Origin of the sequence: uncultured Xylophilus sp. (assembly GCA_913776965.1) — a bacterium.
Lineage (GTDB): Bacteria > Pseudomonadota > Gammaproteobacteria > Burkholderiales > Burkholderiaceae_C > Xylophilus.
This window is the reverse complement of the sequence record CAJYQL010000086.1, coordinates 1-9,936: the sequence shown is the minus strand read 5'-3', so window position 1 is coordinate 9,936 and position 9,936 is coordinate 1. Positions and strand designations below refer to the sequence as shown.

At 70.8% G+C, this 9,936-nt stretch carries 10 protein-coding genes and 1 pseudogene; 8 read left to right on the top strand and 3 right to left on the bottom strand.

Going from position 1 to position 9,936, the window contains the following annotated elements; genetic code table 11:
• Positions 1–733, top strand: a 733-nt coding sequence (cobA, locus tag QZ500_RS13200) for a uroporphyrinogen-III C-methyltransferase (protein ID WP_295855870.1), incomplete at its 5' end; no start/stop codon positions are given.
• A 25-nt stretch (positions 734–758) separates the two neighbouring features.
• Here the strand turns inward: cobA and QZ500_RS13195 are convergent.
• Positions 759–1,289, bottom strand: a complete 531-nt coding sequence (locus tag QZ500_RS13195; RefSeq protein WP_295855869.1) for a GAF domain-containing protein — start codon at positions 1,287–1,289, stop codon at positions 759–761.
• A 195-nt stretch (positions 1,290–1,484) separates the two neighbouring features.
• Here QZ500_RS13195 and QZ500_RS13190 point away from each other — a divergent pair, with 195 nt between their 5' ends.
• From QZ500_RS13190 to QZ500_RS13170, 5 genes are all read left to right on the top strand, one after another.
• The gene (locus tag QZ500_RS13190) at positions 1,485–2,165 is read left to right on the top strand and encodes a methyl-accepting chemotaxis protein (protein ID WP_295855868.1); all 681 of its coding nucleotides are present in this window, start codon (positions 1,485–1,487) and stop codon (positions 2,163–2,165) included.
• 250 nt (positions 2,166–2,415) lie between these two features.
• On the top strand, positions 2,416–3,666 hold the full coding sequence (locus QZ500_RS13185; protein ID WP_295855867.1) for an NAD(P)/FAD-dependent oxidoreductase: 1,251 nt from the start codon (positions 2,416–2,418) through the stop codon (positions 3,664–3,666).
• A 155-nt stretch (positions 3,667–3,821) separates the two neighbouring features.
• Positions 3,822–4,034 (top strand): 30S ribosomal protein S21, encoded by a 213-nt coding sequence (rpsU, locus tag QZ500_RS13180; protein WP_007833691.1) that lies wholly within the window; start codon positions 3,822–3,824, stop codon positions 4,032–4,034.
• A 132-nt stretch (positions 4,035–4,166) separates the two neighbouring features.
• Positions 4,167–4,628: a GatB/YqeY domain-containing protein gene (locus tag QZ500_RS13175; RefSeq protein ID WP_295855866.1), complete on the top strand. Its 462-nt coding sequence runs from the start codon at positions 4,167–4,169 to the stop codon at positions 4,626–4,628.
• A 147-nt stretch (positions 4,629–4,775) separates the two neighbouring features.
• On the top strand, positions 4,776–6,644 hold the full coding sequence (locus QZ500_RS13170; protein ID WP_295855865.1) for a DUF6600 domain-containing protein: 1,869 nt from the start codon (positions 4,776–4,778) through the stop codon (positions 6,642–6,644).
• 37 nt (positions 6,645–6,681) lie between these two features.
• Here QZ500_RS13170 and pmbA read toward each other — a convergent pair whose 3' ends face one another.
• Complete coding sequence (gene pmbA, locus QZ500_RS13165) at positions 6,682–8,079, bottom strand: metalloprotease PmbA (protein WP_295855864.1); 1,398 nt, start codon at positions 8,077–8,079, stop codon at positions 6,682–6,684.
• A gap of 84 nt (positions 8,080–8,163) precedes the next feature.
• On the opposite strand from pmbA, the gene yjgA reads away from it, so the two are divergent.
• Positions 8,164–8,832, top strand: a complete 669-nt coding sequence (gene yjgA / locus QZ500_RS13160) for a ribosome biogenesis factor YjgA (protein WP_295855863.1) — start codon at positions 8,164–8,166, stop codon at positions 8,830–8,832.
• Complete coding sequence (mog, locus tag QZ500_RS13155) at positions 8,825–9,415, top strand: molybdopterin adenylyltransferase (RefSeq protein WP_295855862.1); 591 nt, start codon at positions 8,825–8,827, stop codon at positions 9,413–9,415. Before yjgA ends, mog begins: the two co-directional genes overlap by 8 nt.
• A gap of 16 nt (positions 9,416–9,431) precedes the next feature.
• Here the strand turns inward: mog and QZ500_RS13150 are convergent.
• Positions 9,432–9,936 (bottom strand): annotated as a pseudogene (locus QZ500_RS13150) (serine O-acetyltransferase); the annotation flags it as partial.

Sequence of the window (9,936 nt, the reverse complement as noted above, 5' to 3'; positions counted from 1 at the left end):
CGATCCCGACCTGCTCACGGTCAAGGCGGTCAAGGCCATCGCCTCTGCCACCCTGCTGCTGGTCGACGACCTGGTCAGCGACGCCATCGTCGCCCTGGCCCAGCCCGGTGCCCGCGTGGTCTATGTCGGCAAACGCGGCGGCTGCAAGAGCACGCCCCAGGCCTTCATCGAGAAGCTGATGCTGATGGCGGTGCGCGACGGCGAACGGGTAGTGCGGCTCAAGGGCGGCGACCCGTTCATCTTCGGCCGTGGCGGCGAAGAGGTGGAGCACCTGCGCGCCGCCGGCGTGCAGGTCGAGGTGGTCAACGGCATCACCTCCGGCCTGGCGGCGATGACCTCGATCGGCGTGCCGCTCACCCACCGCGAGTATGCGCACGGCGTGGTGTTCGTCACCGGCCACGCCAAGCCCGGCGACAGCGGTACCGACTGGCGCACCCTGGCTGCCACGGCGCATGCGGCCCGGCTGACGCTGGTGATCTACATGGGCGTGTCGGGCGCGGCGCGCATCCAGGACGAACTGCTGTACGGCCTGCCCGCCGCCACGCCGGTCGCGGTGATCCAGAACGCCACGCTCGCGACCCAGCGCCACGTGGTGACGACGCTCGGCGCGCTGCAGCAGACCCTCGTCTCCGAAGGGCTGGGCAGTCCGTCCGTGATCGTGGTGGGCGACGTGCTGACCGGCCTCGCCGCGGCGACCGGTGCCGGCGCGGCCGACCGTCTGCGCGCGGCCTGACCGGACGGCAAAGCGCCCTGCGCCGCTAGCCCGCGCGACGCCGGCCCACCGCCTGGGCGATGTGGTGCGCCGCCTTCTCCATCGCCTGCAGCTGGCGATCGCCGAGCGCGTCGTTGGCGGAAAAACTGTAGGTGCAGAGCGTGCCGTAGTTCTGCCGGTCGCCCAGCACGATCGGCGTCGTGATGAACGCGCCGATCTTCGCCGGTGCCGGCGGCGCATGGCGCATCGCCGGATCGTGCGCGGTGTCCTTCACCAGCCGCGGCAGCCGGCCCTCGACCACATGGTGGCACCAGGTCTGCTCCAGCTCCCGGACCTCGCCCGGCTGGTGCACCCGCGCCCCCTCGGGGTTCGCCACCTGGCGCAGCACATGGTGGTCGCCGTCGAACTCGGCGACGAAGACCACGTCCATCCCGAGCTTCTCGCGCAGCACCTGCAGCACCTGGCTGACCGAGGCATCGACCAGCACGTCGGACTGTTCGGTAGTCGCCACCAGCAGCTCGCTCACCGTCACGTCGAGCTGGTCCATGTCCTCGGATTCGAAAACATTGCGTTTCACAGCAGTCACCTCCGTTGACCGCGGATGGTAGGGCGCCCGCCGCGGGCGTGCAGTAACCATTCCTGCCCTGTGCCCGACGGCGCAGAAGATCCGGTGTTCGGCATCCGCTACCCCTGCACGGCATGCCCGATCCGACGGCGGCGGACTGGCGCGGCGCAGGCTTCGCAACCGCAACAACACCCTCAGGAGATTTCCATGTCCGTCCGGCAACGGACCACCTTCGCGCCCGGCAGCCAGCCGGCACCGGCCTCCGCCGCACCGGCCATGTCCACCGTCAACCTGGCCGCGCGGCAGCGCATGCTGTCGCAGCGGCTGGTCCTGCAGACCGTGCTGGCCGCCGACCATCCCCTGCCGCACCTGGACGACGCCCGCAGGACGCTCGCGCTGTTCAGCGACAGCCAGGCACGGCTGACCGACACCATCCGCGGCATGGAGCCGCCGGCGGCCACGGCGCTGCGGGCGGTGTACGACGGCCCGCGCGGCGTGGCGGCGCTGGTCGACGACTTCGCGCGCTGCGCTGCCGACGCGCTCGACGCGATCGCTGCCGGCAGCGTCCGGCGCGCCGCGGCGGTGGCCGCGCTGGTGGAGCGCAACGACGGCGTGCTGGAGGCGCTCAACCGCGCCACCTCCGCCTTCGACGGGATCGACAGCGCCCGCACCGCGTCCACCGTGCGGGAGTTGGGCGACATCGTGCAGGCGATCAACCGGGTGGCCCGCGAAGCCAAGGTCGTGAGCTTCAACGCCCAGGTGATGGCCGCGCGTGCCGGCCAGCACGGCCGCGAATTCGCGGTGGTGGCGAACGTACTGTCGGGCATCACCGGGCAGATCGACGGGCTGTCGGTGAAGGCAGGGCAATTGGTCGGCGCGCCGCACTGATCCGGGCGGGCGCGCGGACGGCCGGGCATCGGGGCGGTGCGCGGGCAGGCTTCGGGCCCCGCCGGTAGACTCGCGCGCTCCCCGCTTCCCCACGCGCAGCCGCTGCGCCGCCGCTCCTGCCATGTCCGCTCCGCCCTGCCCTGCCCCTGCCGTTGTCCTGTTCCGCAAGGGGTACAGGCGCCGTGGGACCTCGTCCGGCACGCGGACCCTGCGGCCGTCGGGCAGTTTCGCTGCACAGCGCGAGGCCTGAATGGAGCGCTTCGACGCGATCGTCATCGGCGCCGGCGCTGCCGGTCTGTTCTGCGCAGGGGTGGCGGCGCAGCGCGGCCTGTCGGTGCTGCTGGTGGACCATGCCGAAAAGCTCGCGGAAAAGATCCGCATCTCCGGCGGCGGCCGCTGCAACTTCACCAACCGCGACCTCGACCCCGCCGCACCGCAAAAGCATTTCCTCGGCCAGAACCCGCACTTCTGCCGGTCCGCGCTGGCGCGCTATACACCGCAGGACTTCATCGGCCTGGTCCAGCGCCACGGCATCCCCTTCCATGAAAAGCACAAGGGCCAGCTGTTCTGCGACCGTTCGGCCGAAGACCTGATCGCGCTGCTGGTGGCCGAGTGCGCCGGCGGCGCGAGCGGCGGCCGGGTGGTGCGCTGGCAGCCCTGCACGGTGCATTCCATAAGGTTTTCGGCCTCCAGCGCTGATGGAACCTGCGTAGGCAGCTACGAAATCGATAGCAACAACGGCAGCGCCTCGGCGCCGCAGCTGGTCGTCGCCACCGGCGGCCAGTCGATCCCGAAGATCGGCGCCACCGACTTCGGCTACCGGGTCGCCCAGCAGTTCGGCCTGCGACTGGTCGAGACGCGGCCGGGCCTCGTCCCGCTGACCTTCGACGGCGCCGCGTGGGCCCCCTACGCCGGTCTCGCCGGTCTGGCGCTGCCGGTCGAGGTCGCGACCGGCCAGAAGAAGGCGCGCGGCGCCTTCCACGAAGACCTGCTGTTCACCCATCGCGGGCTGTCGGGTCCGGCGGTGCTGCAGATCTCGAGCTACTGGCGCGAAGGCCAGCCGCTCGCGATCGACTTCGCCCCCGGCTCCGACATCGCCGCGCGCCTGGGCCATGCGAAGGCCGCGTCGAAGAAGAAATTGTCGAACGAACTCGCGGCCCTGGTCCCCGCCCGCCTGGCCGACGCCTGGACCGACGGCGACCCCGTCCTGCAACGCCCCGCGGCCGAGGTGCCGGACAAGGCCCTGCAGAGCCTCGCGCAGCGCATCGCCCGATGGGAAATCACCCCGACCGGCACCGAGGGCTACCGCAAGGCGGAGGTCACGCTCGGCGGCGTGGACACCCGCGACCTGTCGTCCCAGACGATGGAGGCGACGAAGCAGCCGGGCCTGTATTTCATCGGCGAAGTGACCGACGTGACCGGCTGGCTCGGCGGCTACAACTTCCAGTGGGCCTGGGCGAGCGGCCATGCCTGCGGGCAGGCGCTGCGCCGCGCCGGCTGACGGTCGCGCGGTCGCGCCGACCGCGGGCGCTATAATCTTGGGCTTTGCTGGCAAACCCCCGTCGGCCAAATACTAGTTACAGACGGGGAACCGCCGCGCACGGCTGTCGGGCCCGATCTCCCGCCATCCCTCTGCCGGCACATTTCGGAAATCACATGACGACCATCCGTGTAAAAGAAAACGAGCCCTTCGACGTGGCTCTCCGCCGCTTCAAGCGCACCATCGAAAAGCTCGGCCTGCTGACCGACCTGCGCGCCCGCGAGTTCTACGAGAAGCCCACCGCCGAGCGCAAGCGCAAGAAGGCCGCCGCCGTCAAGCGCCACTACAAGCGCGTGCGCAGCATGCAGCTGCCGAAGAAGCTGTACTGATCCTCGACACCGCGCCGCACCGGCCTTCACGGCCGGCCGGCGACGGCTCGAAACCCGCGCTCGGGACGCCAGGCGCGGGTTTTTCGTTTCTGCCCACCTCATTTGTCCGTACCCGTTTTCCCAGGAGACCCCATGGCACTCAAGGACCAGATCACCGACGACATGAAGGCCGCGATGCGCGCCAAGGACAGCGAGCGCCTCGGCACGATCCGCCTGCTGCTGGCGGCGATCAAGCAGAAGGAAGTCGACGAACGGGTCGAACTCGACGATGCAGCCGTCGTCGCCATCGTGGACAAGCTGCTCAAGCAGCGCAAGGATTCGATCGCCGCCTTCGAGCAGGCCGGCCGCCAGGATCTGGCGCAGAAGGAAGCCGCCGAATCCACCGTGCTGCAGGCCTACCTGCCCGCCCGCCTGTCGGCCGACGAGGTTGCGGCCGAAGTGCGGGCCGTCGTCGCCGACGTCACCGCCGAACTCGGCCGCGCGCCGGCCGCCGGCGACATGGGCAAGGTGATGAGCGCGGCCAAGGCGCGCCTCGCCGGCAAGGCCGAGATGGCCCAGGTGTCGGCGGCCGTCAAGGCAGCGCTGGCCGGCTGATCGGGCGCGCGCAGGGCGTCGGCCCTCGCCGCCCTGCGCTACCGGAATTGCAGCGTCCCAGCCATCCTGCCGCGTGCCGCCGCTCGCAACGGCCGCGAAAGACCCTCCGGTGAACCGAGCGACGCCCTGGCGCGTTGAATCGGCACCATGCGCCTGCATTTCCTGCTCTCCGCCCGCCGCTGGATCGCCCTTTGGGCCGCCGGCGCCGCCTTGTGCGCCGCGGCGCAGCAGGCCGATCCGCCCACCCGGGTTGCCCGCATCGACGTCGCGGAGGGCAGCGTCCAGTACCAGCTGGCAGCCGAGGGCCAGCCCCGCCCGGCCGACGCCCGCTGGCCGCTCACCACCGGCGACACCGTCTGGACCGATCCGGGCGCCCGTGCCGAACTGCATGCGGGCAGCGCCACCTTGCGGCTTGACAGTGCGTCGACCCTCGGATTCACCGTTCTCGACGACCGCACCACCCAGGTCCGGCTGACGGCCGGCACCGTGGGCGTGCAGGTCCGGTCGCTGGAGGCCGGCGAGCGATTCGAAGTCGACACCCCGAACCTCGCTTTGGTGCTCGATCGTCCCGGCCGCTGGCGCATCGACGTGGATGCGAGCCGCGGCACGACCCGCCTCACGGCCGACGCCGGTGCCGCCGGCACGCTGTACGGCGAACGGGCGGAGGCGTTTCCGCTGGCCGGCCCCCAGCGCCGCGAATTCAGCGGCCGCAACCTGGCGGGCGGCAGCACCGCATCGGTCGCCGTCGCCGTCGCCGTCGCCGATGCCTTCGACCGCTGGTCCGATGCCCGCGATCGCCTGCTCGCGCAGTCGCCCTCGGTGAAGTACGCATCGCGCGACGTTCCCGGCATCCAGCAGCTCGACGCCTACGGCGACTGGCAGACCGATCCTTCCGTAGGCGCCATCTGGTTCCCGCGCACCACCGGCGCGGACTGGGCCCCGTACCGGTATGGCCGCTGGGAATCGGTCGCGCCCTGGGGCTGGACCTGGATCGACGATGCCCCCTGGGGTTTCGCGCCGTTCCACTACGGGCGCTGGACCCAGGCCGGCGGCCGCTGGGGCTGGGTGCCGGGTAGCCTCGGGCCCCGACCGGTCTATGCGCCGGCGGTGGTCGGCTTCCTCGGCCAGCCGGGCGGAGAGCCCTTCGCCGTGGGCGGCCGGCCGAGCATCGGCTGGTTCCCGCTGGCCCCGGGCGAAGCCTGGCGTCCGCCCTATGTCGCCAGCCCCGGCTACATCGCGCGCCTCAACCGGGCCGGCTTCGCGCAGAACAACATCACAGGCTACTACTACCAGACGCGCCCGCAGGCGGTGACCGTGGTGCCGGCCGGCGATTTCGGCCGCCGCGGCATCGTCCCTGGAACCGCGCTGCCAGTCGATCCGCGCGACCTGGCGCAGGCCCGGGCGGTATCTCCGCCGGCCTGGCAGGGTCCGGGCTTCGCGCGCTACGGCGCTCTGCCCGACGGTGCCCGCCATGCCCAGTTCGCACCACCTCCCGCGATTTCGCCGCTGCTGCCGCCGTCGGCACCGCTCTCCGACCGCATCCAGCAGCAGCAGTGGCAGCGCTCCCAGCAGATGCTGGAGGACCGCCAGCGCCAGGAGATCCTGCGCCAGCAGCAGCAACGGTCGGCCCAGGAGCGCTTCCAGCCCGACGCCAGCCAGCGCCAGCTCCAGTTGCAGCGGGAAGAGATGCAGTTGCGCCAGCAGTACGACGCCTACGAGCGCCAGCGGGCGATCGACGCGCAGCGCCACCAGCTGCAGCGCCAGCAGTTCCTGCAGCAGCAACAGATGCAGTTGCAGCAACAGCAGTTCCAGATGCAGCAGCGCCAGCAGCAGGAAGCGCAGCGCCACCAGATCGAGGCGCAGCAGCACCAGCTGGCGCAGATGCAGCAGGAACAGCGGCTGCAGTTGCAACGCCTGCAGCAACAGCAGCGCGTGGAACCGGTCGGCAGCAGTGCGCCGCGCCACGACTACCGGCCGCCCCGCATGGGCATGCCGGCGCACGGCGTTCCGCGTTGAGGCACGCTGCCGGCCGGAGCCGGCCGGCAGCGGCGTATCAGCTGCCGGCGACCTTCATGCGGTCGATCAGTACCGACCCGACCGTCTTGGCACCGTAGTTGTACGCGTCCGCACCAACCGCCTGGATGCCCCGGAACATCTCGCGCATGTTGCCGGCGATCGTGATCTCCTGGACCGGGAATGCGATCTCGCCCTTTTCCACCCAGAAGCCGCTCGCACCGCGGGAGTAGTCGCCGGTGACGTAGTTCACGCCCTGGCCCATCAGCTCGATCACGAACAGGCCGGTGCCCAGCTTGCGCAGCATCTCCGCCAGGTCGTCGCCCGGCAGGGTGAGGCGCGACGTCAGCGTCAGGTTGTGGGAGCCGCCGGCATTGCCGGTCGTCTTCATGCCCAGCTTGCGCGCGGAATAGGTGCTGAGGAAATAGCCCTGCACCCTGCCCGCGTCCACCACCTTGCGGGCGCGGGTCTGCACGCCTTCCTCGTCGAACGGCGAACTGCCTTTGCCGCCGCGCAGGAACGGGTCCTCGTCCACGTCGATGTGGTCCGGGAACACGGGCTGGCCCAGGGAGTCGAGCAGGAAGGTGCTTTTGCGGTACAGCGCGCCGCCGCTCACCGCCTGGGTGAAGGCGCCAAGCAGACCGGCGGCCAGCGGCGATTCGAACAGCACCGGGCACTCCACCGTCGGGATCTTGCGTGCGTGCAGCCGCGACAGCGCACGCTCGGCCGCATAGCGGCCCACCGCTTCGGGTGTCGACAGCTGGGCCGCGTCGCGCATCGAGGTGTACCAGGCATCGCGCTGCATGTCGTCGCCGCGGCCAGCGATCGGTGCGACCGACATGCTGTGACGCGAACTGGCATAGCCGCCCCGGAATCCGCGGGTGTGTGCGCTGAAGAAATGCGACTGCTGCGCCGACACGCCCGCGCCCTCGCTGTTGCGGATGCGGCGGTCGGTGGCGAACGCCGCCCGCTCGCAGGCCTTGGCCATCGCCGCGGCCCGTTCGCTGTCGATGTCCCAAGGGTGGAACAGGTCCAGGTCCGGATGCTCCTGCGCGATGTCCGCTTCGTCCGGCAGGCCCGCGACCGGGTCTTCCGCAGTGAAACGCGCGATGTCGTAGGCCGCCTGGACCGTCTGCGCGATCGCCGCCTTGGAGAAATCGGAGGTGCTCGCGTTGCCCCGGCGCTGGCCGATGTAGACCGTCACGCCCAGCGACTTGTCGCGGTTGCGCTCGACCGTCTCAAGCTCCCCCTTGCGGACGCTGACGCTCAGACCGCAGCCTTCCGATGCCTCTGCCCCCGCGTCGGTTGCACCGAGCTTGCGGGCATGCGCGAGCGCGGTATCAACGAGGTCCTCGAAGAAAGCGCGGCTGTAGCTGAATCCGGTGGCGGGCTGGTCGGCCGGGCGGGGCGAAGCGGAGGCGGTCGGGGTCTTCTTCATGTCGAGGGCTATGATACTTGGCCCCCTCTGCCGCGCCCGGCTCCACTGCCGATGGCCCCGCGGCCCGCCTCCCACACGTCCGCCATGTCCCGCAAACCCAAAAAAGGCTATTTCGTCCGCGGCCAGTTCGTGGCCGAAGGCAGCGAACTCGACCTCGAACTCAAGCGCGAGCTCAAGGGCACCGACACCGCCAGCCGTACCGACCTGAAGCGCGAAAGCGCCGAACTGCAGGATTTGGGCGAGTCGCTGCTCACCCTGCGCGGCGACCTGCTCGCCCGCCTTGCGCTGCCCGACAAGCTGACGGAAGCGCTGCAGACCGCCCGCACGATCACGAATTTCGAAGGACGCCGTCGTCAGATCCAGTTCATCGGCAAGCTGATGCGCAAGCTCGACGAAGACACCGTCGCGGCCATCCGCGAGGCGCTGGACGAGCAACGCCGCGGCTCCGCCCGCGAGACGCAGGCGCTGCACGAGGCCGAACAGTGGCGCACCGAACTGCTGCAGGAAGACGACGCGGTGCAACGCTGGATCGCGGCGCACCCCGAAACCGACATCCAGCAGCTGCGCGCACTGGTGCGCCAGGCCCGCAAGGATGCGGTGCCGGAGAAGCCTGGCCTGGCGCCCCGGCACGGACGGGCCTACCGCGAAATCTTCCGGCTGGTGCGGACGCACCTGGGCGCGCCGGCCGGCCGTGGCGACGGCGAGGCGCCCGAAGGCGACGATGACGACGAAGAGGAGCGCGACGATGCATGAGGCTGTCCGCATCGGCATCGTCTCGATCAGCGACCGCGCATCGGCCGGCGTGTACGAGGACCAGGGCCTGCCGGCACTGCGCGACTGGCTCGCGCGGGCTCTCCGCAATCCGGTGACCTTCGAGGCCCGGCTGATCCCGGACGAACGTGCCGGCATCGCCGACACGCTGAGAGAACTGGCCGACGGCGGCTGCAGCCTCGTCTGCACCACCGGCGGCACCGGCCCCGCCCCGCGCGACGTGACGCCCGAGGCGACGCTCGATGTCGCCGACAAGGAACTCCCTGGTTTCGGCGAACAGATGCGCCAGATCGGCCTCGCCTTCGTGCCCACGGCCATCCTGTCGCGGCAGGTGGCCGTGGTGCGCGGCCGCAGCCTAATCCTGAACCTGCCCGGCCAGCCGAAGGCGATCGCCGAAACCCTCGAAGGCCTGAAGAACGCGGACGGCTCGCAGCGGGTGCCCGGCATCTTCGCGGCCGTGCCCTACTGCATCGACCTGATCGGCGGCCCTTACCTCGAGACGGACGACACGGTCTGCCGTGCCTTCCGGCCCAAGTCCGCCGTGCGCCGCCCGCCGTCCGCCTGAACGGCGTTCGACGCCCTCACTTGCCGACCAGCGCGTTGAGCTTGTCGGCTTCGAAGTGCTCTTCCCGCGCCGCCTGCGGCGGCACGCAGTCGCCGTCGCCGCGCCGCAGCCGGTCGATGGCCTGCCAGAGCAGTGCGATCTGCGTTTCCTGCGACGACGCGTTGTCGATCAGGCCACGCATCGCCTGCGACAGCGGGTCGTCCTGCTCCGAGATGCCGTAGGCCGAGAAACCCATCTTGCTGGCGGCGGCTTCGCGCCGCACCCGGTCGTCGGTCTGGATGATGCGCGCCGGAATGCCCACCGCGGTCGCTCCGGCCGGCACCGGCTTGATCACCACCGCGTTGCTGCCGATGCGCGCACCGTCGCCGACGGTGAAGCCGCCCAGCACCTTGGCGCCGGCGCTCACCACCACATCGCGGCCGAGCGTCGGATGGCGCTTGGCACCCTTGTACAGCGAGGTGCCACCCAGGGTCACGCCCTGGTAGATCGTGCAGCCGTCGCCGATCTCGGCCGTCTCGCCG

Excerpts from the sequence above, each read along its gene's own strand:
- QZ500_RS13190 (WP_295855868.1), top strand. The coding sequence starts at position 1,485 with ATGTCCGTCCGGCAACGGACCACCTTCGCGCCCGGCAGCCAGCCGGCA.
- yjgA (WP_295855863.1), top strand. The coding sequence starts at position 8,164 with ATGTCCCGCAAACCCAAAAAAGGCTATTTCGTCCGCGGCCAGTTCGTG.
- rpsU (WP_007833691.1), top strand. The coding sequence starts at position 3,822 with ATGACGACCATCCGTGTAAAAGAAAACGAGCCCTTCGACGTGGCTCTC.
- QZ500_RS13185 (WP_295855867.1), top strand. The coding sequence starts at position 2,416 with ATGGAGCGCTTCGACGCGATCGTCATCGGCGCCGGCGCTGCCGGTCTG.
- pmbA (WP_295855864.1), bottom strand. The coding sequence starts at position 8,079 with ATGAAGAAGACCCCGACCGCCTCCGCTTCGCCCCGCCCGGCCGACCAG.
- QZ500_RS13170 (WP_295855865.1), top strand. The coding sequence starts at position 4,776 with ATGCGCCTGCATTTCCTGCTCTCCGCCCGCCGCTGGATCGCCCTTTGG.
- mog (WP_295855862.1), top strand. The coding sequence starts at position 8,825 with ATGCATGAGGCTGTCCGCATCGGCATCGTCTCGATCAGCGACCGCGCA.
- QZ500_RS13175 (WP_295855866.1), top strand. The coding sequence starts at position 4,167 with ATGGCACTCAAGGACCAGATCACCGACGACATGAAGGCCGCGATGCGC.